Here is a 25,453-nt window from a genome sequence, read left to right on the forward strand (position 1 = left end):
CCGGCCCATCGCGTTCTCAGGCGGGCCGGCGGCGACCGCTCGGCGCACGCGGGCGCCCGACCCGGAGCGGTGTGCCTCACGACAGCCGCCGCGGGCCGCTGTCGTGGCGGGTGGGCGGCGGCCCGAGGACGATGCGGGCGCCGGTGACGAACGCCCCCTCGGGCGAGCAGAGCACCGGGTCGAGGGCGAGCGAGCGCACCTCGGGCAGATCCTCCGCAATGCGGCCGACCCGCAGCACCAGCTCCTCCAGCGCGGCCAGGTCAACCGGCTCGGTGCCCCGGTACCCGGCCAGGATCGGCGCCGCGCGCGGGGCGCGCACCAGCGCGGCGGCGTCCTGGTCGGACACCGGGACCACCCGGAACGCACGGTCGCCGAGCAGTTCGGTGGCCATCCCGGACATCCCGAACGACAGCAGCGACCCGAACGACGGGTCGTCCACGATCTCCAGCACCCAGGAACTGCCCTTCGGGGCCATCCGCTGCACGTAGACCTCGTTCTGGCCGGTGAGCCGGGCGAGGTCGGCGTGGGCCCGGCGCACCCCGGACGCCGCGTCCAGGTCGAGCCGGACCCCCACCAGGTCGGTGCGGTGGCGCCACCGGTCGCCCACCGCCTTCATCGCCACCGGGTACCCGAGCTCCTCGGCAGCCGCGACCGCGGCGTCGGCGTGGGACACGAGGCGGAAGTCGGTGACCGCCACCCCGTAGCAGGCGAGCAGCTCGACCGCGTCGTCGTCGCCGAGGCTGTGGGTGCGCTCGGCCCCGAGGCGCGCGACCAGGGCGCGGGCCCGCTCCGCGTCGATTCCGGGCGGGCTGACGAACTCCCCGACCGGCTGCGCCCGCCACCGCGCGTACCGGCTGACCCGGGCCAACGCCGCCGCCGCGCGCTCGGGACTGGGGTAGCTCGGCACCGAGCCGGGCCCGGGCGAGCCGTCCTCCCGCGCGACGGACAGCTCGGCGGGCACCCCCTCCACGGCGAGGAACACCGCCACCACCGGCTTGTCCGACCCGGCCACGGCCTCCCGCAACGCACGGGCGTACTCCGCGCCCGGGATGGCGACCGGCGGCACGAACACGGCGATGAGCGCGTCGGCGCCGTCCGGTGGGTCGTCGCGGACGGCCCGGGCGACCGCCGCGGCGAACTCCTCGGGCGGCGCCGCCGTGCCGACGTCGACCGGCGGGCCCGCGAGCTCCATGCCGCCGTCGAGCACGGCGTCGGCCACGAGGACGCCCAGCGCGCTCGAGTTGCCCACCACGGCGACCCGCGGCCCCGCCGGGAGCGGCTGGTAGGCGAGCAGGAGCGCGGTGTCGAACAGCTGCGTGAGCGTCTCGACGCGGATCACGCCCGCCTGCTCGAACAGCGCCCGCACGCTGGCGTCGTCGATGGGGGCCGCGCTGGCGGCGAGCGCGGGGGTGGGGCCCGAGTGCCGCCCGCTCTTCACGGCGACGATCGGCTTGGTGCGCGCGAGGCGCCGCGCCAGGCGGGCGAACTTGCGCGGGTTGCCGAACGTCTCGAGGTAGAGCAGCACGACGTCGGTGTCGGGGTCGGTCTGCCAGTACTGCAGCAGGTCGTTGCCGGACACGTCGGCGCGGTTGCCCGCGGAGACGAACGTGGACAGGCCGAGCCCGCGCTCCTTCGCCGCCGCGAGGATCGCGATGCCCAGCGCACCGGACTGCGAGAAGAACCCCACCCGGCCGGTGCCGGGGAGATCGGGGGCGAGCGTGGCGTTGAGCCGCACCGCGGGGTCGTTGTTGACGACGCCGAGCGCGTTGGGCCCGATCACCCGCATGCCGTGGGCACGGGCCTCGGACACCAGGCGCCGCTCCGCGACCACCCCGCTGCCGCCGACGTCGGCGAACCCGGCGCTCACCACCACGAGGGTGGTGACCCCCTTCGCGAGGCACGAGTCCATCACCTCGTCGATGCCGGCGGCGGGCACCGCGACCACCGCGAGGTCGACCTCGTCGGGGATCTCGGTGACCGAGGCGTAGGCCCGCACCCCCCGCACCGAGCGCGCGTCCGGGTTGACCGGGTAGACGGGCCCGGTGAAGTTGGCGCGCAGCAGGTTGGCCAGCACCGCGTGGCCGATCTTCGACGGGTCGGTGGACGCGCCGATCACGGCCACCGAGGTGGGGTGCAGCGCGTTGTGCACGCTGCGGGCCTCGGCCCGCTGCTCCCGGGAGTCGCGCACGGCGAGCGAGCGCTCCGTGGGGTCGATGTCGAACTCGAGGTGCAGCACGCCCTCGGCGAACTCGCGGCTTACCTGGTACCCCGCGTCGCGGAAGACCCGGACCATCTGGTGGTTCTCCACCAGCACCTCGGCCTCGAACCGGCGCAGGCCGTTCTCGCGCGCGGCCGCCGCCAGGTGCTCGAGCAGGATCGAGCCCAGCCCGCGGCCCTGGTGGTCGTCGCGCACGACGAACGCGACCTCGGCCGACTCGACCCGCCCGTCGGCCCCCGCCCCCAGCCCCTCGTAGCGGCCCACGGCGATGATCTCGTCGCCGAGCAGGCAGATGAGCGCCACCCGGGTGCGGTGGTCGACCGTGGTGAAGCGTTCGAGGTCGCGCGGGGGTATCCGCGGGTAGGGGCCGAAGTAGCGCAGGTAGCGGGTGCGCTCGGAGAGGCTCTGGTGGAACCGCAGCAACGCATCGGCGTCGCCCGGCACGATCGGCCGCAGGTGCACGATGCCGCCGTCGGAGGCCACGACGTCGGCCTCCCAGTGCTGCGGATATCCGAGGCCTTCCGTCGGGGCGGCGGCCGGCTCGCTGCTCGTGGTCATGCCCGTCAGTCCCTCGGGTCGTCGGGGTCGAGGCCGTGGAGGGGGAACACCGCCCGCCTGGTGTCCAGGACGGCGGGGTCCACCCGGTCGGCACCCTCGGTCCACGGGGTGTACCCGGTGGCGGCGCCGTCGGTCATGGAGATCGGCAGCTGCCTGCCGGTGAGGCCTGCCGTGTGGGCCACCCAGCCCGCGGGCAGCGGGCGGTCGGGTTCGACGTCGCGGTCGAGCACGGTGGCGATCAGGTGCGTCCACGAGCGGGGCACCACCCGGAACAGCCCGTACCCGCCGCCGCCCACGGCGAGCCACTTGCCGCCCGCGGTGTGCGTGGCCAGCTCGCGCAGCGCCCGGTAGATCGTGCGGTGGCCGTCGACGGTGAGGCCCAGGTCGGCCAGCGGGTCCTCGACGTGGGTGTCGACCCCGCACTGCGTGACGAGGATCTGCGGCCGGAACTCGGTGAGCAGCGAGGGCACCACGGCGTGGAAGGCGCGCAGCCAGCTCGCGTCGGGGGTGCCCGGTGGCAGCGGGAGGTTGACCGCGGTGCCCGCGGCCTCCCCCTCCCCGTACTCGCCCGGCCACCCGGTGCCTGGCCACAGCGTCATCGGGTGCTGGTGCAGCGAGATCGTGAGGACGCGCGGGTCGCGGTAGAACGCGGCCTGGACGCCGTCGCCGTGGTGCACGTCGACGTCGACGTAGGCGATGCGGTCGAACCCGTGGTCGAGCAGCCAGGAGATGGCCACGGCGCAGTCGTTGTACACGCAGAAGCCCGAGGCCCGGTCGGGCATCGCGTGGTGGAGCCCGCCCGCGATGTTGACGGCGCGGTCGGCGCGCCCCTCCGCGATCTCCTGGGCGGCGAGCAGCGACCCGCCGACGACGAGCGCGCTGGCCTCGTGCATCCCCAGGAAGATCGGGTTGTCGTCGGTGCCGAGGCCGTGGCCCACGCCGAAGGGCTGCTCGGGCGCCGACTTCACGGCGGTGAGGTAGGACGGGACGTGCACCCGCTGCACCTCCTCGTCGGGGGCCTGGTCGGGTGCGAGCAGATCGACGCCCTCCAGCACACCGAGCTCGGTGGCCAGCCGCATCGTGAGGTCGAGGCGCACCGGGTCGAGCGGGTGGTCGTCGCCGAGGTCGTACCGCAGGAAGTCCGGGGTCCAGACGACGGCGGCGCGCGCGCTCACGGCGCCGCACCGGTGGCGACCGGCCGCTGCGGATCCGCCGACCAGTTCGACCACGACCCGACGTAGAGCTCGATCGGCCGGTCCGGCGGCCGGAAGCCCGCGTGCTCCGCGGCCAGCACGAGCGCCGTTGCGGTGGCGCCCGAGCCGCAGTAGGCGCCGACCTCCCCCTCCCCCGCCTCGGCCAGCCCGGACAGCCACTCGGCCAGCGCCGCGGGCGGGAGCCAGCGGCCGTCGGGCCCCAGCACGTCGGTGGCCGGCGCGTTGCGGGCGCCCGGGATGTGGCCCGCCTTGGGGTCGATCGGCTCGTGCTCACCCCGGTAGCGCTCGGGCGCCCGGGCGTCGAGCAGCACCCCGCTGCGGGCGAGGGCGGCCGCCTCGTCGGCGTCGAGCACCGGCATGCCGCCCGGCCGGACGGTGACGTCGCCGGGCGCCGGCCGGGAGGACTCGGCCGTGGTGGGCAGGCCCGCCTCCACCCAGGCGCGGTACCCGCCGTCGAGCACGGCGACGGTGCCCGCGGCGAACCCGGCCCAGCGCAGCAGCCACCACGCCCGCGCGGCCTGGACGCCCTGGGCGTCGTCGTGGGCGACGACCAGGGACCCGTCGCGCACGCCCGCACGGCGCAGCGCCGCCTGCAGCCGTTCGACGGACGGGAGCGGGTGGCGCCCGGCCGGCCCGGGCGGGTCGGCGAGGTCGGTGTCCATGTCGAGGAAGACGGCCCCGGGGATGTGCGCGGCGTCGTGGTCGGGGCGCGCAGGGGGGCCGGTGAGCCGCCACCGCACGTCGAGCACGACCGGGCGGCGCGCCGGATCGGGGTGGTCGAGGAGCGCGGCGAGCCGGGACGGGGCGAGCAGAGGATCGAGCGGTGCGAACACCGGGTCATCCTGCCCGGGATGGCGGGGCGTCGGCGAGCCGTTGCACCGATAGAATGTCCTCTTGACGAAAGGGCTGGGGGCGTGAACGAGCTCATCGATACCACCGAGATGTACCTCCGCACGATCTACGAACTCGAGGAGGAGGGCGTCGTTCCGCTGCGCGCGCGCATCGCGGAGCGACTCGGCCAGAGCGGGCCGACGGTGAGCCAGACCGTGGCCCGGATGGAACGCGACGGGCTGGTGGTGGTGGCGGGCGACCGCCACCTCGAGCTCACGGCAGAAGGCCGGTCGCGCGCCGTGTCGGTGATGCGCAAGCACCGGCTCGCCGAGCGGCTGCTCGTGGACGTGATCGGCCTCGAGTGGGAGTACGTGCACGCCGAGGCGTGCCGCTGGGAGCACGTGATGAGCGAGGCGGTGGAGCGCAAGCTCGTGACGCTGCTCGACAACCCCACCACCTCCCCGTACGGCAACCCGATCCCGGGCCTCGACGAGCTGGTGCCGGGCACGGCCGATGCCACCACGGCGCGTTCGGTGTCGGCGCCGCCCGTGCTCGAGGTGGGCCTGCAGCGGCTCGACGAGTTCGCCCGCCGCGGCGGTGGCCCGGTGGAGGTGCGCCGGATCGCCGAGCACGTGCAGGTGGACGCCGACCTCATGGCCGACCTCAAGACCGCGGGCATCGTGCCGGGGCAGGACGTGGACGTGAACGCGATCTCCCGCTTCGGTGACGCCGTGACGGTGGCCAGCAACGGCGCCTCCTCGTCGGTGGCACCGCTCATCGCCCACGCGGTGCTCGTGCGGGCGCGCTGATCGACTCCAGGCCCCTCCGGGTCGGCGCGCGCCCGTCGTGAGACGGTGTGGCGCGATGCGCGCCGAACCTGGAGGAGGAGAGCCGTGAAGCTGCTGGTGACCGGTGGGGCCGGCTACGTCGGCAGCGTGTGTGCCGCCCACCTGGTGGATGCGGGCCACGACGTGACCGTGCTCGACGACCTCTCCACCGGGCACAAGGACGCCGTGCCGGGCGGTGCGCGGTTCGTGGAGGCCGATCTCGCCGAGGCCGCCGACGACGTGCTCGCCGACGGCTTCGACGGCGTGCTGCACTTCGCGGCGAAATCGCTGGTGGGCGAATCGGTGCAGCGCCCGGAGCTGTACTGGAACGGCAACGTGGTGACGAGCTTCCGGCTGCTCGAGGCCGTGCGCAAGCACGGAACGCCCCGCCTGGTGTTCTCCTCCACGGCGGCGACCTACGGCGAGCCGGAGTCGGTGCCGATCCGGGAGGACGCCCCGACGCGGCCGACCAATCCCTACGGCGCGAGCAAGCTCGCCATCGACCACGCCATCGGGTCGTACGCCGTGGCGCACGGCCTCGCCGCCGTGAGCCTGCGCTACTTCAACGTGGCCGGTGCCCACGGCGCGTTCGGCGAGCGGCACGCGGTGGAGACCCACCTCATCCCGCTCGTGCTGCAGGTGGCCATGGGCACCCGCGACTCCGTGCAGGTGTACGGGGAGGACTGGCCGACCCCGGACGGCACGTGCGTGCGCGACTACATCCACGTGGACGACCTCGCCGACGCCCACCTGCTGGCGCTCGAGCACGCGCAGCCGGGGCGGCACGCGATCTACAACCTCGGCTCCGGCAGCGGATTCTCGGTGCGCGAGGTGGTGGAAACCTGCCGCGCCGTGACCGGGCACCCGATCCCCGCCGTGTCGGCGCCCCGCCGCGCGGGCGACCCGGCGGTGCTGATCGCCTCGAGCGAGGCCGCCCAGGCCGAACTCGGCTGGCGCCCACAGCGCACCGACCTCACCACGATCGTGCGCGACGCCTGGGAGTTCACCCGCACCCGGACGCCCTGACCGCGGCACCGCAGCCACCGGCGGGCTGACCGGCGCGCTCACCGGGCACCTCCCGCGGTGGCGTCGAGCAGCAACTCCCGCACCGCCGACGGCCGCATGCCGGCGGCCGCCACGCGCCGGACCAGCCCCGCGAAGGCGTGGCCCGCCCACGCCCGCTCCGCACGGTCGAGCGCGACGTTGGCGAGTGCGCCGTCGCCGCGCAGCAGCGCCGACACCGCCAGCAGCGCCGCCGGCTCGGCCGACTCCGGATCCGGGGTCTCGCGGGCCAGCGCCGCCCACAGCTGCTCGGCCGCGGCGGCCCGCCCGCCCAGGCACCACTGCACCGCGGCGGTGCGCACCTCGCCGATGCCCAGGGCCGTGGCCAGGGCGAGCACGCGGTCGTCGGCGAGGTCGAGCCGGCCGGCCGCGGCGTCGGTGATCGCCGCGTCGACCGCCGCGATGCCGGCTCGCGCCTCGACGACCACGGGGCCGACGTCCCCCACGTCACCGTCGGTGGCCCGGATCAGCGCCTCCTCGCGACGCCGGATCCGCTCGGCGTCGGCGGGAGCCACGAGCGCGAGCAGCTCGGCGCGGTCGGCGTGCACCACCCGGCCCTCGGCCACCACCGCCGCGACGAACGCGGTGGCCGCCGGGTCGGGGACGCGCCCGGCGCACCCGCACGGGTCGTAACAGGCCCACCGGGCACCACCGACGGTGTGCTCGGCCCACATCGCGGCGTGCACCGGCACGGACTGCCGATCGAGCTCCTTGGCCGCCCGCCCGGCCAGCCACCGGTGCGGGAGATCGTCGGGTGGGCGCCCTGCTGCCGCGCTCACGACGATGCAGATCGCACCCGCAGGCGCATCGAGGAGCAGCCCGCGCACCGCGGAGGCGGCGACGAGCTCGGCGTGCTCGGCGTACTCCGGGTGCTCCGGCGGTGGCAGGTCGACGCGCAACGTGAGACCGATCCGGCGACCCGAGGCGCCACCCGTGGCCATCAGGACGAGCGACTCGCTCGGGTGGAAGCCGAGCATCGCCGGGACCGCGGCCACCAGGTCGCCCTGGTCGCGGATGCGGAGCACGGACCGGGGCACGGATGGGGGCCTCTCGACCCGCGGGGTGGCAGGAGGGTGGTCGGCGGGAGGCGTCATGCGACGAGAATGGGCCGGTGCGGTCGGGCGGCGCGGGCGTTGCTCCGTGCGGCTGTGGACAACCGGTCGCCGGGCGGCGCTTTCCGGCGCGAGGTGGACAACCGGGGCCTGCGGGCGGCGGCGGATCCGAGCTCGTCGTCGCCTGTTGTTAATCTCCCGCGCTTGCCGCGAGGCGGCACTGCGGCAACGCTGTGCTGCGTGGAGGGCGTTCGGCTGCCCGTCGACCCTGGGAGGACCGTCGCGTGTACGACTACGACCTGCTCGTGATCGGCTCCGGACCGGGTGGCCAGAAGGCCGCGATCGCGGGCGCCAAGCTGGGAAAGCGCGTCGCCGTGGCGGAGCGGCGCAACATGATGGGCGGCGTCTGCGTCAACACCGGCACCATCCCGTCCAAGACGCTGCGCGAGGCGGTGCTGTACCTCACCGGGTTCGCGCAGCGGGACATGTACGGCGCGAGCTACCGGGTGAAGAGCGAGATCACGATCGCCGACCTGCTGGCGCGCACCCAGCACGTGGTCGGCCGCGAGGTCGAGGTCATCCGCAACCAGCTGCTGCGCAACCACGTCGAGATCATCGGGGGCACCGCCCGGTTCGAGGACGAGCACACCGTCACCGTGCAGGGTGAGGCGCGGGGCGACCGCAGCACCGTCTCCGCGGAGAACATCGTGATCGCCACCGGCACGAAGCCGGCGCGCCCGGCCGAGGTGGAGTTCGACGACGAGCACGTGCTCGACTCCGACGGCGTGCTCAAGCTGCAGCGGGTGCCGGGGTCGATGGTGGTGGTCGGCGCGGGCGTGATCGGGATCGAGTACGCGTCGATGTTCGCCGCGCTGGGCACGCGGGTCACGGTGGTCGAGAAGCGGCCCTCGATGCTGGACTTCTGCGACCCCGAGGTGGTCGAGTCGCTCAAGTTCCACCTGCGCGACCAGTCCGTCACGTTCCGGTTCGGCGAGGAGGTCGAGAAGGTCGAGGTGACGCCGCGCGGCACGGTCACGAGCCTGGCCAGCGGCAAGCGGATCGCGGCCGACATGGTGATGTACTCGGCGGGCCGCCAGGGCGTGACCGACGAGCTGGACCTGGAGAAGGCCGGCCTGACCACCGACAAGCGCGGGCGCATCACCGTGGACAAGCAGTACCGCACGACGGTGCCGCACATCTACGCCGTCGGCGACGTGATCGGCTTCCCCGCGCTCGCGGCCACCAGCATGGACCAGGGCAGGCTCGCCGCCTACCACGCGTTCGGCGAGCCGGCCCGTGAGCTGCAGGAACTGCAGCCGATCGGGATCTACACGGTCCCGGAGATCTCCTACTGCGGCCGCACCGAGGCGGAGCTGACGTCCGCGTCCGTGCCCTACGAGGTGGGGATGTCGCGCTACCGGGAGCTCGCCCGCGGCGCGATCGTGGGCGACTCCTACGGGATGCTCAAGCTGCTCGTCTCCACCGACGACCGCACCCTGCTGGGCGTGCACGTCTTCGGCACCGGCGCCACCGACCTCGTGCACATCGGGCAGGCGATCATGGGATGCGGCGGCACCGTCGACTACCTCGTGGACACGGTGCTCAACTACCCCACGCTCTCCGAGGCGTACAAGGTGGCGGCGCTGGACGCGACGAACAAGATCCGCGCGCTCGAGGTGTTCCAGGCGTAGCACGGCCCGGCGTGGCGGGCGGCGGGGGGGCGGTCGGGGTGGCAGTCGCGGCACTGCTGGCGCTGCTGACGAGCGTGGCCTACGGGTCGAGCGATCTCGTGGCCGGGCTCGCGGCGCGCCACGCCCGCCCGATCGCGGTGGCGTTCTGGGGTCACCTCACGGGAACGCTGGTCGTCGGCACGATGGCCTGGTCGGTCGCGGGCGGACCGCGGCTCGGTGGCCTGGTGTTCGGGCTGCTCGCCGGTGCTGTGGCGGCCGTCGGGCTGGTGCTGTTCTACGGGGCGTTGGCCCGCGGGTCGGTGTCGGTGGTGGCTCCGCTGGCCGCGTCCGGTGCGGCCGTCCCGGTGGCGGTGGGCGTGGCTCGCGGCGAGGTGCCCGGCGTGCTCGGGTGGCTGGGCCTGGCCGTCGCGGTGCTCGGCGTGTTGGTGCTCGCCACTGCCATGGGGGCGGCCGAGACGGCGGAGCCGAACCCACCGTGTGCCGGAGCCCGTCCCGGGTGCCCGGACGAGGGTGGTGCCCGCTCCCCGCGGCTCCCGCCGCCGCTGGCCGCGCTGCTCGCCGCCGTGGCCTTCGGTTCGGCGTTCGTGCTGATCGACGCGGGCGGGTCGGCCGCGACGTCCCCGCTCTGGGTGGCGGCCGGCCTGCAGATCGGTGGCCTGCTCGGGCTGCTGCCGATCGCGCTCGCCGGGTCGCTCGCACGGCTGGCCGTGCCCCGCGCGGCGCTGCCCGTGCTCCTCGGGGCCGGGCTGCTGGCCGCGGGTGGCGACGTCTCATTGGCGGTGGCGTTCACGCTGGGTGATATCGGGGTGGTCAGCGTGCTGGCGTCCCTGGACTCCGCGGTGAGCGTGGTGCTCGCGCGGATGGTGCTGCGCGAGCGCCTCTCGCTGCGCCAGGCCGGTGCCGTGCTCGCCGTCCTCACCGGTGCGGTGCTGCTCGCCGCGACGTAGGCATCAACCGGAGGCGCGCACGATGAGCTCCCACGGGGTCGCGAGCTCCACTCCCGGGAGCGCGGCGGGGGCGTCGAGGCGTTCGAAGAGGCGGGCGACCTCGCGGGAGAAGTCGAGGGCCGCCGCACCCACGGTGGTGAGCGGCGGGGAGATCATCAGGCCTTCGGGGATGTTGCCGATGCCGATGACGGCGAGGCCGCCGGGCACGTCGACGCCGAGGTCGCGCGCGGCCCAGATGCCGTCGACGGCGGCCCGGTCGGTGGCCGAGAGCAACGCCGTCGGGGGGTCCGGGAGCCGGAGCAGGTCGCGCACCGCGGCGTAGGCGTCGGACCGGGAATCGGCGACCGGCCGGATGAGCCCGGGGTCTGCCGGGATGCCGTGGGCGGCGAGGGCGTCGAGGTGGCTGCGCAGCTTGACGTCGGCGAGCGGGCGGCCGTGGTCGTCGGCGTGCGCGAGGACGGCGATGCGCCGGTGACCTGCGGCGATCAGCCGTTCGGTGGCGGCGCGGCAGGCGCTGGAGCGGTGCTGGCGGACCACGTCGAACCCGTCGGGCTCGAGGTCGTCGTCGAAGACCACCAGCGCCTGGCCCTGGGCGGCGAGCGCGGTGAGCTCGGGGCCGTCGAGCGGGCAGTCCGGCAGGAGCACGGCGCCGTCGATGTAGCGCTGGCGCAGGACGCGCAGGATCGCCGCGCCGGACGCGCTCGTGATCACCGGGAGCGCGACGACCGCGAAGCCGCGTTCCGCCGCGGCCACCTGCAGCTCCTCGGCCAGCCGGTCCGACCAAGGGCTCGACGGTGCCGGGTACATCAGCGCAACCACGTCGGTGCGTTGCCTGCGCAGGCTGCGGCCTGCGTGGTCGAGCTGGTAGCCGGTCTCGGCGACGGCGCGCAGCACCCGCTCCCGCGTCTCCGGCGGGGGTGGTTTCACGCCTCCCCTGCGACCGGACAACACGTAGGAGACCGTGGCGGTGGAGACCCCCGCGCGCTCGGCGATGTCGCGTTGGGTGGGTCGGCGCGGCGGCACGATGGTGACGTTAGCCCGCCTTTACACCGAGGGCGACAACCCCCAGGTTGCTGTGTTAATCGAATAACACAGGAGGCAGCGATGACGCGGCACGAGCCCGGTCGGCCCATGCCCGCTCAGCCCATGCCCAGGGTGGTGGCGGCGAGCCTCTCCGGCGCGATGCTCGAGTGGTACGACTTCAACCTCTACGGGATCTCGGCGGCGCTCGTCTTCAGCAAGCTGTTCTTCCCGGACATCGACCCGGTGCTCGGCACGCTGGCCTCCCTCGCGACGTTCGGCGTCGGGTTCGTCTCCCGCCCGCTCGGCGCGCTCGTGTTCGGCCACCTCGGCGACCGGCTCGGCCGCAAGCAGGTGCTCGTGACCACGATGATGATCATCGGGACGGCCACGTTCCTCATCGGGCTCCTCCCCGACTACCACTCGATCGGCCTCTGGGCCCCGGCGCTGCTGGTGCTCCTGCGGGTCGTGCAAGGGCTCGGCCTCGGCGGCGAGTTCGGCGGGGCGTCGCTGCTCACCGTGGAGCACGCGCCGCGCCACCGGCGCGGCTTCTGGGGCAGCCTCCCGCAGACCGGGGGCGCGATCGGCTACCTCATCGCCGTCAGCGTGGTGAGCCTGTTCGCCGCGCTCCCCGAGGAGCAGTTCCTCGCCTGGGGCTGGCGCATCCCCTTCCTGTTCAGCGCCGTGCTGCTGGTCGCCGGGCTCGTCGTCCGGCTCACGATCCAGGAGACGCCCGCGTTCCAGCAGGTGAAGGCCGCCGGGCGGGAGGAGCGCATCCCGCTGCTCACCGCGCTGCGCCGCTACCCGCGCAACATCGCCGTCGCATTCGGCGTGCGGCTCGGCGAGGCCGGCAGCTCGCAGATCTACCAGCCGTTCGCGATCAGCTACGTCACCACGAGCCTCGGGCACGGCTCGGGCGTGGCGCTCACCGGCGTGGTGCTCTACAACCTCCTCGGGCTCGCGCTCATCCCCGTGGCGGGCGCGCTCTCCGACCGGGCCGGCCGCAGGCCCGTCTACCTCGTCGGCGCCCTGTTCGTCGCCGTGAGCGCGTTCCCGTACTTCTGGTTGCTCGACTCCGGCTCCACCACCCTGATCTGGACGGCGATGGCGCTGGCCGTGCTCGGCGGTGCGGTGTGCATGTCCAGCCTGCAGGCCACGCTGTTCACCGAGATGTTCGGCGTCGGCGTGCGGTACTCCGGGATGTCGTTCGCCTACCAGCTCTCGGCGATGGTGGCCGGGTTCGTGCCCGCGATCGCCACCGCGCTCCTCGTGGCGTCGGGCGGCGCGAGCTGGCCGGTGGCGACGCTCGCCGTCGGGCTGGGCCTGGTGTCGGCGCTGGCCACCGCGTTCCTGCCGGAGACCCGCGACGTCGACGTGTCCGAACTCGAGACCCGGTCCCAGGAGGCCCCTGCGTGACGCGCAACGTCCTCGTCTTCTTCACCGACCAGCAGCGCTTCGACACCACCGGTGTGCACGGCAACCCGCACGGGCTCACGCCGCACTTCGACCGGATGGCCCGCGAGGGCACGCACGTCGAGCACTCGTTCACCTGCCAGCCCGTGTGCGCGCCCTCGCGGGCCGCGCTGCAGACCGGCCGCTGGCCGACGTCCACCGGCTGCTTCCGCAACGGCATCCCGCTCCCGGTGGGCGAGCCGACGCTGGCGCACCGGTTCACCGCCGCCGGATACGAGACCGCCTACATGGGCAAGTGGCACCTCGCCGACGACGACGTGGCGGGCCCGGTGCGCCCGGAACAGCGCGGAGGCTACGAGCGGTGGCTGACGTCCAACCTGCTCGAGTTCACCTCCGACGCCTACGAGACCACCCTCTACGACGAGCGCGGCGAGCCGCACGACCTGCCCGGCTACCGCGCCGACGCCCTCACCGACGCCGCGATCTCCTACCTGCGCGAGCAGCGGGACCGGCCGTTCTTCCTGTTCCTGTCCTATCTGGAGCCGCACCACCAGAACAGCCGCGACGACTACCCGGCCCCGCACGGCTACGCCGAGCGCTACCCCGACCCCTGGCTGCCCGGCGACCTCGCCGCCCTCGACGGCACCACCCGCGACCACATCGCCGGCTACTACGGGATGGTGCGACGGGTCGACGAGTGCCTCGGCCGGATCCGGAGCACGCTGACGGAGCTGGGCCTCGCCGAGGACACGGTGGTGCTCTACACCTCCGACCACGGCTGCCACTTCAAGACGCGCAACGGCGAATACAAGCGCAGCTGCCACGACGCGTCGATCCGGGTGCCCACCGCCTTCGCCGGCCCGGGGTTCGACGACGGGCGCCCGGCCCGGCGACTCGTGAGCCACCTCGACCTCCCGCCGACGCTCCTCGACGCCGCGGGCATCGCGGTGCCGCCGGAGATGGACGGCCGCTCACTGCTCCCGCTCCTGCGGGGCGAGACGGACCCGCGGCCCGACGACGTCCTCGTGCAGATCAGCGAGTCGCAGGTCGGGCGGGCGCTGCGCACCCCGCGCTGGAAGTACGCGGCCGTGGCCCCCGGCGAGGACGGGTGGACGACCCCGGCCGCCGCGCGCTACGTCGACTCCCACCTCTACGACCTGCGGGACGACCCGCACGAGCTGCACAACCTCGTCGACAGCCCGGCCCACCGTGACGTGCTCGCGCAGCTGCGCGCGCGGCTGGTGGAGCGGATCGTGGAGGCGGGCGAGCAGCGGCCGGTGATCAGTAGCCGATTCCGTGCTGGTCCAGCCACGGCCGCGGGTTGATCTTCTTGCCGCCCGGGGTGTTGACCTCGATGTGCAGGTGCGGGCCGGTGGAGCGGCCGCGGTTGCCGACCTCGGCGATCACCTCGCCCGCCCCCACCTCCTGACCCTTCTTCACCAGCGAGCGGTTGATGTGGCCGTAGGTGGTGACGGTGCCGTCCTCGTGCCGCACCCGCACCCACATGCCGAAGCCGCTCGCCGGGCCGGACTCGATCACGGTGCCCGCGAGCGGGACGTGGATCGGGGTGCCGATCGGCGCGGCGATGTCGAGGCCCCGGTGGGCGCGGCCCCAGCGGGAGCCGAAACCGGACGTGACGCGGCCGCTGACCAGCTGGACGGCGCCGCCGGCCGAAGCGGACTCCTTCGCCGCCTCTGCAGCCTTCGCCGCCTCCGCGGCCTTGGCCGCCTCGGCAGCGCGGGCGGCCTCCGCCGCCTTGGCCGCCTCTTCCGCCGCGCGTGCCGCGGCCTCGGCGGCGGCCTGCAGGTCGGCGGCCTTGACCAGGGACGCCGCGTCGGCCACGGGGGCGTCGGCGGGCAGGTCGGCGACCGATTCCGGCACCACCGGGGCGAACGCCACCGAGGCCGCGCCCGCGGCGTCGAAGGTGTCGGCCGCGGAGATCGGCTCCGGTTCGGTGCCGAGGAGCTCCTCGACGGCGACGCGCAACGCGGCGCCGTCGGCGGCGACGGGGAGGGTCTGGGCAAGAGCGTGCTGCGCCGTGGCCGCCAGCGCTCCGCCTGCCACCACGGTGGCGACGAATCGTGCGGGCAGCGACGAGGTCAACTGCTGGACGGGTACCGACCGGTGGGCGCCACCGACCCCCGCTGCCGCCAGTGCGGCGGACAGCGGGGGCCCGAGGTGCGCGCGCCGGCCCTGGGGGGAGCGGTGCCGAGCCACGACCTTTCCTTCCGGATCTCGTGGCGACCCGGCCGGACGTCCCGCTCGGGGGTGCGGGCGGACCGTCGGGGGGCGTTCGGTCCGTGTCCGGTTTTGTGACCGGGTCGTTATCGATCCACGAGCAACGTTAACGGCCGCTGGGCGTTGAACAAGCCGAGACCGCGGCGACTGAGGCCGTTGGCCCGAGTCGCGCGACGAGCGGCAGTAACGCCGCGACCCCCAGAAACGATCATGGGGATGGCTCGCCGTTCACCGCATGGTCATGTCGTGTCCCCCGGCGGACCGCGGTTACCGGCCGGTACCGGACGGTGTCCGCCCGCCCCGGTACCGACGAACGGGGCAACCCGGCCTACCGATCGCCGCAGCCGCTGCGCCGGGCGGCACGCGGCCAAGATCAGGATCGAACCGCTCTCCGTCCGTCAAGCGCTCCGGCCCGGATCACTCGTCCGGTGCCCGGACCGGCGCCATGCCGGTACGGTTGGGCCGCCGGCGCGCGCGAGGGGAGCGAGGTGTTCCGCAGGTCAGAGCGTGGGGACGAGTTCCCCGACGAGGAGGTCCTGGCCGCGCGCAACGCAGCCACCCAGGCGTTCCTCGCCCTCGACGACGAACAGCGCGCGGTGGCCGAGGCCGTGCGGGTGGCCATGGAGCTCGGCAGCGGGTCGCGGCTGCGGCAGGAGTGGACCGGGATCGCCGCGGTCGGCGATGCGGCCACCAGCGCCTACCTCACCGCCACCCAGGAACACCCGCTCGACGGCAGCCGGTCCACGCGCGGCGCCCGCGACGCCGACGAGAAGGCGTTGCGCGAGATCGAACGGGCGCGGGAGGCCATCCGCCGGTTCCGCGCCGGGCACTCGCGCACCCTCGACGAGGCCGAGTACGCCGCGCGCACGCTGCCTCGCACGGTGCAGGAGGCGCGCACGGCGCTCGTCACCGCGCGCACCGCCGTGGAGGGCGCCACCGCTGCGGGCGTGCGCTCGCGGCGGGCCGAGGAACGCCTCGGCGAGGCCGAACAGGGTGCCGCCGCACTGGACGCCGCCGGCGCCGGGCTGCGGGAGCGTCGGGCGGCGGCCCAGCGCACGCTCGAGCTGGCCCGCTCGGCCGCGTCGCTCGCCGCCGACGCACCGCGCACGGCGCAGCAGGTGCGCACGGCGCTCACCAGCATCGCCACCCGCCGCGCCGCCGCGGAGACCAAGGCGGGCCGCATCGCGCCCGCGCTCTCCGCGCTGCGGCGCGAGTTCTCCGAACCCTGCTCCCGGGACCTCACCGGCGCCGAGAACGCCGCGCGGGAGGCCATCGCCGACGCCGGGCGCGCCGTCGCCGAGGCCGGACGACTCGCCGACGCGGGCGACTGGGACGAGGCGGCCGACCAGGTCACCGCCGCCCGCTCGGCGCTCGCGCGGGCCGAGGACCGCCACGACGCGGTGGTCGACCGGCTCGCCGCGCTGCGCGAGGTCAAGGCCGATCCGGCCCGCCACGCCGCCGACGCCAGGTTCGTGCTGCGCGACGCGCAGCGCCTCGTGGTGGACCGCGGCCTCGTCCGCGAGTTCGGGCCGATCCTCGACGCGCAGTCGGTGCGGCTAGACAACGCCCAGGAGCGGCTCACCGGCGTGCACCCCGACTACTGGCTCTACCTCTCCGAGCTGCGCGGCATCCAGGAGCGGGTGCGCGAGGTCGTCGCCGAGGCCCGGCGCGCGGCGTCGTGACGGGGCGGCCGGGCACGCGCCCCCCGGCCACCCCGCGCGGTCAGCGGATCGGCGCGGGTAGCGCCGGCACCACCCGCTCGACCCGCGGCTCCCGCGGACCGTCGCCGTCACACGTCACCGGCGGCGGCGCCGGCTCGGCGGGGGCCACCCGCACCGTGGCGCCGTCCGGCCCGACGCCCGTCCCCGGGCGGGCCGGCACCGCACGCACCCGCTCGGGCGGCACCGGGAGGGCCCGCAGCCGCTCGCGCTCCTCCTCCGTCGGCTCGCGCGTCACGAGCTCGCCGTCCTCACAGGTCACGATCACGGGCCCGCGGTCCGGCTCGTCGGCCGAGGCCGCCCCCGCCGTCACCACCGGCAGCCCGGCCGCCACCAGCACGGCCACCGCGACGGGTCTCCATCCCCCACGCTTGCGCATCCTTCGCCTTCCACTCGTCCTCCACTGACGGAGGCGACCCTGGCCGGGTAAGGCTGAACCGGTCCTGAACGCGCCCGAACGCGTCTTCAGGTTCGGCTCAGCCGCGCGCGCGAGACTGCCCGTCGTGCGGATGCTGCTGGTGGACGACGAGCGACGGCTCACCGACGTGCTCGCGAGCGGGCTGGCGAACGAGGGGTTCGCGGTGGACGTCGCCCACGACGGGCGGGACGCGCTGTGGCTCGCGGCCGAGAACACCTACGACGTGATCGTCCTCGACGTGATGTTGCCGCGGCTGTCCGGCTACTCCGTCTGCACCGCGTTGCGGGCCGAGCGGAACTGGACGCCGATCCTGATGCTCACCGCGAAGGACGGCGTGCACGACGAGGCCGAGGCGCTCGACACCGGGGCGGACGACTACCTCTCCAAGCCCTTCTCCTACGTGGTGCTGCTGGCCCGGCTGCGGGCGCTCGTGCGCCGCGGCGGCGCGGCGCGGCCGGTGTCGATCGCGGTCGGCGACCTCACGCTCGACCCTGCGGGCCTGCGCTGCCGTCGCGGAGAGGTGGACATCCCGCTCACGCCGAAGGAGTTCGCGGTGCTGCACGGGCTGGCGCGGCGCGCGGGCGAGGTCGTGTCGAAACGGGAGCTGCTCGCGCAGGCCTGGGACTTCGCCTACGACGGCGACCCCAACATCGTCGAGGTCTACGTCAGCGCGCTCCGGCGCAAGATCGACGCCCCGTTCGGGCGGACCTCGCTGGTGACGGTCCGCGGCGCCGGCTACCGGCTGGAGGCCACGCCGTGAGGGCGCGCCCGCGCACATCGGTGCGGCTGCGCGCCACGCTCGCCGCCACAGCGGTGGTCGCCGTGGCACTCGGGGTGGCCTCCGCGGTGCTCACCGGGGTGCTCGCAGGCAGCCTCGCCGAGAGCGCGGCCCTCGAAGCCGAACGCCGCGCCGCGGTCACCGCCGAGCTCCTGTCCGTACCCGCCGAACCCGCGAAACCGGTGCTGATCCGCACGGTGGCGCCGGACGTCGTCGTGCGGCCCGCCGTCCCCGAGCCGAGCGCGCCGGCCTTCGCGCCGACGGAGCGCTTCGCCGTGGCCAGCCTGCCCGTGCGCACCGCCGACGGCGAGGTGCTCGTGCAGGCCCGCGCGTCGCTGCACCCGGCCGCCACCGCCCTGCAGACCCTGCAGGCCGTGCTGCTGCCCGGGATCCCCGCCCTCCTCCTGCTGGTCGCCGCGCTCACCTGGATCGCCATGGGCCGCGCCCTGGCCCCGGTGTCCGCGATCCGCCGCGAACTCGCCGACATCACCGCCACCGACCTGCACCGGCGCGTCCCCGTCCCCGACGCGCGCGACGAGGTCCGGCTCCTCGCCGAGACCACGAACCGCACCCTCGACAGGCTCGAACAGGCCGTCGGGCGGCACCGCCGGTTCGTCGCGGACGCCGCACACGAACTGCGCAGCCCGCTCGCCGTGCTGCGCACCCGGCTGGAGATCGCACCGCCCCAGCCCCTCACCACCGAGGCGCTCGCCGACGTCGAGCGGATCCAGCGCCTCACCACCGACCTGCTGCTCCTCGCCCGGCTCGACGCGGGCGAGCCACCCGAGCACGAGGAGGTCGACCTCGGCCAGGTCGCCGCCGAGGAGGCGACGCGGGCCCGCCCCCGCACCGACGTGCGGGTCGACCTCGCCATCGACGCCGACATCGTCGTGCGCGGCGCCGCCGACGGGCTGCGCAGGCTGGTGGCCAACCTCGTCGACAACGCCGTGCGGCACGCGGCGGCCACGGTCACCGTCCACCTGCGCGTACAGGACGGCGCGGCCGTGCTCGAGGTCGAGGACGACGGCCCCGGCATCCCCACCGACCAGCACGAGGCCGTCTTCGACCGCTTCACCCGCCTCGACGAGGCCAGGGACCGCGACGCGGGAGGCGCCGGGCTGGGGCTGGCCATCGCCCGCGACATCGCCGTGCACCACGGCGGCACCCTCGCGGTGGCGGGCGGGCCGCCGGGAGCGCTCCTGCGGGCGCGGATGCCGCTCAGACCGTGAGCACCAGCTTGCCCGTGGTGCGGCCCAGCTCCCCCGCCCGGTGCGCGTGCGAGGCCCGCACCAGCGGGAACGTCTCCGCCACGAGCACCCGCAGCCTGCGGTCGTCCACGAGGGCGGCGAGCTGCTCGAGCCCGTGCCCGTCGGGCTCCACGAGCATCGACGTGGCGCGCAGCCCGCGCTCCGAGGCCGCCGCGAGCGCGTCGGCCGCCGCCGCCGACGGCAGGCAGATGAGCCTGCCCTCCGGGTGCATGACGTCGAGCGAACGCACCGCGACGGCGCCCCCGATGGTGTCCAGCACCAGGTCGACCGGGTCGACCGCCTTCTCGAAGTCCTCCGCGCGGTAGTCCACCGCCTCGTCGATGCCCAGGTCGTGCAGCAGGTCGTGCTTGGGGCCGGACGCCGTGCCGATGACGTACGCCCCGCGGGCCTTCGCGATCTGCACCGCGAGGTGACCCACCCCGCCCGCGGCGGCGTGCACGAGGACGCGCTGCCCCGGCTGGACGGCGGCGATGTCCACGAGGCACTGCCACGCCGTGAGACCGGCCAGCGACAGGCCCGCCGCCTCCACCTCCGTGAGCCCGGCCGGCCGGTGCGCGAACTGGCGGGCAGGCGCCGTGACGAACTCGGCGTACGCGCCCGCCTGCCGCGGGAACCACGGCATCCCGAACACGGCATCACCCACCGCGAACCGCGTGACGCCCCTCCCGACCGCGTCCACCGTGCCCGCGACGTCCCAGCCCACCGTGAACGGCGGCGGCCCGATCACCGAGGCCATCCCCGATCCCGCGCGGGTCTTCCAGTCGACCGGGTTGACGCCCGCCGCCCCGACCCGCACCCGGATCTCGGTGGGGAGGGGTTGCGGGATTTCCGCCTCGCCGAGCTCGAGCACCTCCGGACCGCCGGTCGACAGCTGTGTGATGACGCGCATCGTTCCCACCCGCGATGCCTACCACCGCTGCCCCCTGCCGCGCGGGCCCGAACGTGCCCCGCTCGGGCGTCGCGCGACGAACGGCAGGCTTTCCGCGCCGGGCCAGGCCCCCGGCGAGTTCAGGAAAGCCACATTCAGGGCCTCTCCGGCCCTGAATGTGGCTTTCCTGCCCTTCGGGAGGGCCCCCGCGCTACGGCCTCCGGATCACCGCCTGCGTCTGCGTCACCCGCGCGGCGAGGCGGCCGTCCGCGTCGCGCAACTCGGTGTCGACCACGATCACGGTGCGCCCGACGTTCAGCGGTCGGGCGAGGGCGTCGACGTGCCCACCGGTGACCGGTCGGAGGAAGTTGGTCGCCGACGTCGTGGTGGCGGTGCCGGTGGCGCCCTCGGGGAGGTTGAAGTATGCGCACCAGCCACCAGCGGAGTCGGCGAGTGCCATCAGGGCGCCGCCGTGGAGGAGACCGCCGCTGGTGCAGCGGGTGGGGTCCCACTCCAGCCGCAGGGCCACCTCCTGCGCGCCGGCGCGCAGTGCCATGGCCCCGATCAGTGCGGTGAACGGCATGGCGGCGTGCAGCTGCGCGGTGAGCTCGTCGGTCATGCCGCCACCCTGGCGGGCCGGCCGACGCCGGTCCATTACCCACGGGGTCATCGAGCGGCGGCCCGCGGGCCGTTAGCGTCGCCGCATGACCGCCGCGACCGCCACCGGCACGAGCTTCGGTTCCCTGCTGCGCGACTGGCGCCGGCGCCGCCGGCTCACCCAGCTCGACCTCGGCCTGCAGGCCGACGTCTCCGCCCGGCACCTGTCCTTCCTGGAGACCGGGCGGTCCCGGCCCAGCCGGGAGATGGTGCTGCTGCTCGCCGAGGAGTTGGACGTGCCCCTGCGTGGACGCAACGAGCTGATGCTGGCCGCCGGGTACGCACCCGCCTACGGGGAGCACTCGCTCGACGACGCCGAGATGACCGAGGTGCGGCGCTCCCTGAACCGGATCCTGGAGGGCCACTCCCCCTACCCGGCGGTGCTCGTGGACGGGTCGTGGAACCTCCTGGGCGCCAACGCGGCCACCTCGCTGCTCACCGAGCTGGTGGACCCGGAGCTGCTCACACCGCCGGTGAACGTGCTGCGCGCGAGCCTGCACCCGCGCGGGCTCGCCCCGCACGTGGTCGACCTGGCCGAGTACGCGGCGCACCTGGTGTCGCGGCTGCGGCGGCAGGCCGAGCGGGCGGCCACCACGGGGCTGCGGGTGCTGCTCGACGAGCTGGTCGGATACTGCCGCGACGCCGGGCTGGACCCGATGGCCCAGCCGCGGGACCGGATCGTGCTGCCGCTGCGGCTGCGCCACCCCGACCAGGATCTCACCCTCTTCAGCACGGTGGCTGTGCTCGGCGCCCCGCTGGACGTCACGCTCGACGAGATCGCGGTCGAGAGCTTCTTCCCCGCCGACGACGCCACCTCCGCGTACCTGCGGGAGCGGTTCGGCTGACGCGGCGCGAACTGTCGGACCCACCCGGCACCATGACGGCCGGGGGTGGGGCCGGGTGGGCAAACCGCTGATCGGCGTCGAGGACATGGAGACCCCGCAGTGGGCCGAGGGCTACGCGGCCACGGCCGGTGCGGGCTGGCGGGCGGTGGCGGCCAAGGCACCGGGCACCGTCGCGCTGGCCGTGCGGTGGGCCTGGCGGGCCTCGCCCCGGCTCACGCTCCTCGCCGGGGCCGTGCAGCTCGTCGCGGGGGCGGTCACCGCGTTCGGGCTGCTCGCCACCGCCGACGTCTTCACGCAGCTGCTCGCGCAGGGCCCCACGCCGGAGCGGGTGGTGGCGGCGCTGCCCGCCATCGCCACGGTCGTCGCGGCCGCCGCGGCGCGCGGCCTGCTCGACGCCGCGGTGGGGGCCGTGCAGGGGGCGCTCGTGCCGCGGGTCGAGCAGCGGGCGCAGCACGACCTGCACGCCGCGGTCCTCGGTGTCGACCTCGTCGCGTTCGACGACGCCGACTTCACCGAGCTCGTCGAGCGCGCGTCCCGGCAGGGGCCGATGCGGGTCCGCAGCTGCGTGCAGGACACCGGCGACCTGATCGCGGGTCTCGTGTCGGTGTCCGCCGCGGTCGTCACCGCGGGGGTGCTGCACCCCGTGCTGGCGCCGGTGGTGCTGCTGGCGGCGTTGCCGCGCGGGTGGGCCACCGTGCGTACGGCACGGCTGATGTTCGACTCGTTCGTGCGGATGAACTCCGCCCACCGCAGGCTCGGGGTCACCGCGCACCTCATCACCGAGCGCGGGCCGGCGGCGGAGGTCCGGGCGTTCACCACCCAGTCCGTGCTCATGGGCGAACACCGCCGGATCGCCGACGTGATCACCGCCGACGCCGTGCGCCTCGAACGCGACCGCACGGTCGTCCAGCTGGTGGGCCGCACGATCTCGGGGATCGGCACCGGCCTGGCGTACGGCGTGCTCGCCCTCCTCCTCTACGCAGGCGGCCTGCCGCTCCCGCTGGCAGGCGCCGCCGCGCTGGCGATGCGCACCGCGGGCCAGGCGGTGGCCAACACGGTGTTCAAGTTCAACCGCCTCTACGAGGCGAGCTTCTACCTCGACCTCTACCGCTCCTGCCTCCGCGACGCCGCGCGCCGCAGGCGCTCCCCCGCCACGCGGCGGCTGCGCGGCGGGCCGTCCGAGATCACGCTGTCCGGTGTCACGTTCCGCTACCCCGGCCAGGAGCAGCCCGCCGTGCAGGACGTGAGCGTCACGCTGCGCCGCGGCGAGGTGATCGCGCTCGTCGGGGAGAACGGGTCGGGCAAGTCCACCCTCGCCAAGCTCGTCACCGGCCTGTACCTGCCCGACTCCGGCACGGTCTCCTGGGACGGCGTCGACGTCGCCGGGATCGACCAGCGCGCGCTGCACGAGCGGGTCGCGGTGGTGCTGCAGGACCCGCTGCGCTGGCCGATGCACGCGGAGAACAACGTCCGCATCGGCCGCCTCGAGCGCCCCGACCCCGACGACGCCCGGTTGCTCGAGGCCGCGGCCCGCTCCGGCACCGACGAGGTGGTGGCCGGCCTCCCCCAGGGCTGGGCCACGGTGCTGTCGCGGCAGTTCCAGGGCGGGCGCGACCTGTCCGGGGGCCAGTGGCAGCGCATCTCGGTGGCACGCGGCCTCTACCGCGACGCCCCGGTGGTGATCGCCGACGAGCCCACCGCGGCGTTGGACGCCCGGGCGGAGCACGCCGTGTTCGCGGCGCTGCGCGGGCTCGCAGGCACGGCGCGCGACCGCATCACCGTCCTGGTCACGCACCGGCTGGCCAACGTCCGCCACGCCGACCAGATCCTGGTGCTGGAGCGGGGCCGGATCACCGAGCACGGCACCCACGCGGAGCTGATGGCGCGCCGCGGCACCTACCACGAGCTCTTCACGTTGCAGGCCCGCGCGTACGCCGACGACGACGGCCACCGCGACACCGGGCGGGATACGGTCCCGGCATGACGGAGCTGGTGCACCTCGACGTCGATGCCGGCGTCGCCACGATCACGCTCGACTCCCCCGCCAACCGCAACGCGCTGTCCGCGCAGCTGCGCCGCGAGCTGCTGGCCCACCTGCAGGCGGCGATCGATGACAACGCGGTGCGCGTGATCGTGCTCGGCCACACCGGGCGGGTGTTCTGCTCCGGGATGGACCTGAAGGAGTCGCGTGACGCCGGGGCCGGGCAGCAGGGGGTCAACGAGTTCCCGGCGATCCTCGAGGGGATCTGGCGCTCCCCGAAGCCGGTGGTGGCGCGGGTCGCGGGCCCGGCGCGGGCCGGTGGCGTCGGCCTGGTGGCGGCCTGCGACATCGCCGTGGTGGCGGAGGAGGCCACGTTCGCGTTCAGCGAGGTCCGGATCGGCGTGGTGCCCGCGGTCATCTCGGTCACCGTGCTGCCGCGGCTGCTGCCGCGCGCGGCGCACGAGCTGTTCCTCACCGGCGAGACGTTCGACGGGCCGCGGGCCGTGCGGATCGGGCTGGTCAACAGCGCGGTCCCGGCGGCCGACCTCGACGCCGAGGTCGCCCGCTACGTGGAGATGCTGCGGCTGGGCGCCCCCGGCGCGCTCGCCGCCACCAAGGAGATGCTGCGCGGCGAGCGCCCGGCCGAGCTCGCTGCGCAGTTCGCGGCGATGCAGGAGCTGTCGGCGCGGTTCTTCGCGGGCGAGGAGGGGCAGGAGGGCATGCGGGCCTTCGCCGAGAAGCGCAGGCCTGCGTGGGCCCAGGAGCCCTGAGCCGCGCCTACCGCTGAGCGGCGGCCAGCGCCACCACCGGGATGGTCCGCTCCGTGATCGCCTCGTGCTCGGCGAAGAACGGGTAGGTCCGCTTCAGCACCTCCCAGATCCGCGTGCGCTCGTCGCCCCCGAGGGTGGCGGCCGTGGCCGGGCGGGGCGCCCCGGACTCGTCGCCCACCTCGACGACGACCTCGGGGACGGCGACGAGGTTGAGGTACCAGTCCGGGTGCTCGGGCGCGCCGGCGTTCGAGGCGATCACGAGCACGCGGTCGCCGTCGCGGTGGAACATCATCGGCGTGGTGTGGGACGAGCCGCTGCGGCGGCCCGTGGTGGTGAGCAGCAGGAGCCGCTCGCGGTGCATCCCGTCGATCGGCCCGCCCGCCCGGAACTGCGCGATCACCCGCCTGTTGACGGCGCGCACGTCCGCGGGCAGGCCCGGCCGGGTCACGGCGTCCACCGCGGGTCGCGGCCGGACGCGGCGAGCGCGCGCGGGAACGGTGGGGCGTCGGCCGGCAGCGCCACCTCGGCGGCGAACCAGCCCCCCTCGCGTCCCGAGGGTGCGATGGCGAGCACCCCGTCGAGCACGGCGCGGGCGAGCCCGTCGGGGACGTCGACCGTGCGGCCGGTGGCGACGGCCAGGTCCCAGGAGTGCACGGCGAACTCGGCCGTCATCATCGAGCCGACCGCCGCGGCCGGCATCGCGGCGCCGCCCATCTCGGCGTCGCCCTCCCAGGCGGCCGGGTCGGCCCAGGCGCGGGCGGCGGCCTCGGCCTCGTCGGCGCAGGCGGCCGCCCATTTGTCGGCGGGCAGCCCGACGAGGTAGGGCGTGCGGTCGGCGGCGGTCCAGGACGGGTCCCACGGCTCGCGCGCCCCGGACCGGTGGGCCAACAGGAACCCGAACGCGAGGTGGTTGACGACGTCCCGGACGGCGTAGTCCGCGCACGGCGACGGGTCGTCGAAGCGGGCGGTGTCGGTGTCGCGGATGGTCGCGACGGCCAGGTCGATGCTCTGGCGCAGGAAGTCGGCGTGCATGCTCACAGCCTCGGCGGCGGCGCCCCGGCCGTATTGCACGAACGCGA

23 protein-coding genes are annotated in these 25,453 nt (G+C 75.0%); 12 read left to right on the top strand and 11 right to left on the bottom strand.

Translation table 11 applies throughout. From position 1 onward, the window contains the following. Positions 1–76 precede the first annotated feature (76 nt). From ACFPL3_RS29335 to ACFPL3_RS29345, 3 genes are read right to left on the bottom strand one after another with little or no spacing between them, the layout of a single operon-like run. On the bottom strand, positions 77–2,776 hold the full coding sequence (locus ACFPL3_RS29335; RefSeq protein ID WP_343942066.1) for a bifunctional acetate--CoA ligase family protein/GNAT family N-acetyltransferase: 2,700 nt from the start codon (positions 2,774–2,776) through the stop codon (positions 77–79). 5 nt (positions 2,777–2,781) lie between these two features. Then, on the bottom strand, positions 2,782–3,951 hold the full coding sequence (locus ACFPL3_RS29340) for an acetoin utilization protein AcuC (RefSeq protein ID WP_343942067.1): 1,170 nt from the start codon (positions 3,949–3,951) through the stop codon (positions 2,782–2,784). Then, entirely contained in the window at positions 3,948–4,823 is an 876-nt protein-coding gene (locus tag ACFPL3_RS29345; RefSeq protein WP_343942068.1) for a sulfurtransferase, read from the bottom strand. Before ACFPL3_RS29345 ends, ACFPL3_RS29340 begins: the two co-directional genes overlap by 4 nt. Before the next feature lie 81 nt (positions 4,824–4,904). Here ACFPL3_RS29345 and ACFPL3_RS29350 point away from each other — a divergent pair, with 81 nt between their 5' ends. Further along, positions 4,905–5,630 (top strand): metal-dependent transcriptional regulator, encoded by a 726-nt coding sequence (locus tag ACFPL3_RS29350; protein ID WP_343942069.1) that lies wholly within the window; start codon positions 4,905–4,907, stop codon positions 5,628–5,630. Between the two features lie 84 nt (positions 5,631–5,714). Beyond that, complete coding sequence (gene galE / locus ACFPL3_RS29355; protein ID WP_343942070.1) at positions 5,715–6,674, top strand: UDP-glucose 4-epimerase GalE; 960 nt, start codon at positions 5,715–5,717, stop codon at positions 6,672–6,674. A gap of 38 nt (positions 6,675–6,712) precedes the next feature. On the opposite strand, the gene ACFPL3_RS29360 is transcribed toward galE, so the two are convergent. After that, complete coding sequence (locus tag ACFPL3_RS29360; protein WP_379589759.1) at positions 6,713–7,747, bottom strand: DUF4192 domain-containing protein; 1,035 nt, start codon at positions 7,745–7,747, stop codon at positions 6,713–6,715. A 299-nt stretch (positions 7,748–8,046) separates the two neighbouring features. Between ACFPL3_RS29360 and sthA the strand changes: the two genes are divergently transcribed. Continuing rightward, on the top strand, positions 8,047–9,453 hold the full coding sequence (sthA, locus tag ACFPL3_RS29365; RefSeq protein ID WP_343945874.1) for a Si-specific NAD(P)(+) transhydrogenase: 1,407 nt from the start codon (positions 8,047–8,049) through the stop codon (positions 9,451–9,453). Between the two features lie 38 nt (positions 9,454–9,491). Further along, positions 9,492–10,400: an EamA family transporter gene (locus tag ACFPL3_RS29370; RefSeq protein WP_343945873.1), complete on the top strand. Its 909-nt coding sequence runs from the start codon at positions 9,492–9,494 to the stop codon at positions 10,398–10,400. A 3-nt stretch (positions 10,401–10,403) separates the two neighbouring features. On the opposite strand, the gene ACFPL3_RS29375 is transcribed toward ACFPL3_RS29370, so the two are convergent. Further along, entirely contained in the window at positions 10,404–11,423 is a 1,020-nt protein-coding gene (locus ACFPL3_RS29375; protein ID WP_343945872.1) for a LacI family DNA-binding transcriptional regulator, read from the bottom strand. 81 nt (positions 11,424–11,504) lie between these two features. On the opposite strand from ACFPL3_RS29375, the gene ACFPL3_RS29380 reads away from it, so the two are divergent. Beyond that, positions 11,505–12,836, top strand: coding sequence for an MFS transporter (locus ACFPL3_RS29380; RefSeq protein ID WP_343945871.1), 1,332 nt, complete (start codon positions 11,505–11,507; stop codon positions 12,834–12,836). After that, positions 12,833–14,158 (top strand): sulfatase family protein, encoded by a 1,326-nt coding sequence (locus tag ACFPL3_RS29385; protein ID WP_343945870.1) that lies wholly within the window; start codon positions 12,833–12,835, stop codon positions 14,156–14,158. Before ACFPL3_RS29380 ends, ACFPL3_RS29385 begins: the two co-directional genes overlap by 4 nt. On the opposite strand, the gene ACFPL3_RS29390 is transcribed toward ACFPL3_RS29385, so the two are convergent. Next, positions 14,115–15,050, bottom strand: coding sequence for a M23 family metallopeptidase (locus ACFPL3_RS29390; protein ID WP_343945869.1), 936 nt, complete (start codon positions 15,048–15,050; stop codon positions 14,115–14,117). The two genes, ACFPL3_RS29385 and ACFPL3_RS29390, sit on opposite strands and share 44 nt — an antisense overlap. A 509-nt stretch (positions 15,051–15,559) precedes the next feature. Between ACFPL3_RS29390 and ACFPL3_RS29395 the strand changes: the two genes are divergently transcribed. Continuing rightward, complete coding sequence (locus ACFPL3_RS29395) at positions 15,560–16,753, top strand: coiled-coil domain-containing protein (RefSeq protein WP_379589760.1); 1,194 nt, start codon at positions 15,560–15,562, stop codon at positions 16,751–16,753. 40 nt (positions 16,754–16,793) lie between these two features. Here ACFPL3_RS29395 and ACFPL3_RS29400 read toward each other — a convergent pair whose 3' ends face one another. After that, a complete protein-coding gene (locus tag ACFPL3_RS29400) occupies positions 16,794–17,135 on the bottom strand; it encodes a hypothetical protein (RefSeq protein ID WP_379589761.1) in 342 nt (113 codons plus the stop codon). 157 nt (positions 17,136–17,292) lie between these two features. Here ACFPL3_RS29400 and ACFPL3_RS29405 point away from each other — a divergent pair, with 157 nt between their 5' ends. Both ACFPL3_RS29405 and ACFPL3_RS29410 read left to right on the top strand, forming a co-directional pair. After that, on the top strand, positions 17,293–17,967 hold the full coding sequence (locus ACFPL3_RS29405) for a response regulator transcription factor (RefSeq protein WP_343945053.1): 675 nt from the start codon (positions 17,293–17,295) through the stop codon (positions 17,965–17,967). Next, positions 17,964–19,214, top strand: coding sequence for a sensor histidine kinase (locus ACFPL3_RS29410; RefSeq protein ID WP_343945054.1), 1,251 nt, complete (start codon positions 17,964–17,966; stop codon positions 19,212–19,214). Before ACFPL3_RS29405 ends, ACFPL3_RS29410 begins: the two co-directional genes overlap by 4 nt. Here ACFPL3_RS29410 and ACFPL3_RS29415 read toward each other — a convergent pair. Next, the gene (locus ACFPL3_RS29415) at positions 19,204–20,142 is read right to left on the bottom strand and encodes an NADP-dependent oxidoreductase (protein WP_343945055.1); all 939 of its coding nucleotides are present in this window, start codon (positions 20,140–20,142) and stop codon (positions 19,204–19,206) included. The two genes, ACFPL3_RS29410 and ACFPL3_RS29415, sit on opposite strands and share 11 nt — an antisense overlap. A gap of 190 nt (positions 20,143–20,332) precedes the next feature. Beyond that, positions 20,333–20,740, bottom strand: coding sequence for a PaaI family thioesterase (locus tag ACFPL3_RS29420; RefSeq protein ID WP_343945056.1), 408 nt, complete (start codon positions 20,738–20,740; stop codon positions 20,333–20,335). 85 nt (positions 20,741–20,825) lie between these two features. Between ACFPL3_RS29420 and ACFPL3_RS29425 the strand changes: the two genes are divergently transcribed. The 3 genes from ACFPL3_RS29425 to ACFPL3_RS29435 are packed head-to-tail and all read left to right on the top strand — an operon-like array spanning position 20,826 to position 24,374. Next, a complete protein-coding gene (locus ACFPL3_RS29425) occupies positions 20,826–21,623 on the top strand; it encodes a helix-turn-helix transcriptional regulator (protein WP_343945057.1) in 798 nt (265 codons plus the stop codon). Positions 21,624–21,678: 55 nt separating this feature from the next. After that, positions 21,679–23,607, top strand: coding sequence for an ABC transporter ATP-binding protein (locus tag ACFPL3_RS29430; RefSeq protein ID WP_379589762.1), 1,929 nt, complete (start codon positions 21,679–21,681; stop codon positions 23,605–23,607). Next, the gene (locus ACFPL3_RS29435) at positions 23,604–24,374 is read left to right on the top strand and encodes an enoyl-CoA hydratase-related protein (protein WP_343945059.1); all 771 of its coding nucleotides are present in this window, start codon (positions 23,604–23,606) and stop codon (positions 24,372–24,374) included. The genes ACFPL3_RS29430 and ACFPL3_RS29435 overlap by 4 nt, the downstream gene beginning before the upstream one ends. 7 nt (positions 24,375–24,381) lie before the next feature. Here the strand turns inward: ACFPL3_RS29435 and ACFPL3_RS29440 are convergent, their stop codons facing one another. Both ACFPL3_RS29440 and ACFPL3_RS29445 read right to left on the bottom strand, forming a co-directional pair. After that, the gene (locus tag ACFPL3_RS29440; protein WP_343945060.1) at positions 24,382–24,822 is read right to left on the bottom strand and encodes a nitroreductase/quinone reductase family protein; all 441 of its coding nucleotides are present in this window, start codon (positions 24,820–24,822) and stop codon (positions 24,382–24,384) included. Then, positions 24,819–25,406 (bottom strand): TIGR03086 family metal-binding protein, encoded by a 588-nt coding sequence (locus ACFPL3_RS29445; RefSeq protein WP_343945061.1) that lies wholly within the window; start codon positions 25,404–25,406, stop codon positions 24,819–24,821. The genes ACFPL3_RS29440 and ACFPL3_RS29445 overlap by 4 nt, the downstream gene beginning before the upstream one ends. Positions 25,407–25,453 lie beyond the last annotated feature (47 nt).

It is taken from the genome of Pseudonocardia zijingensis (assembly GCF_042657305.1).
In the GTDB taxonomy this organism is placed as follows: Bacteria; Actinomycetota; Actinomycetes; order Mycobacteriales; family Pseudonocardiaceae; genus Pseudonocardia; species Pseudonocardia zijingensis.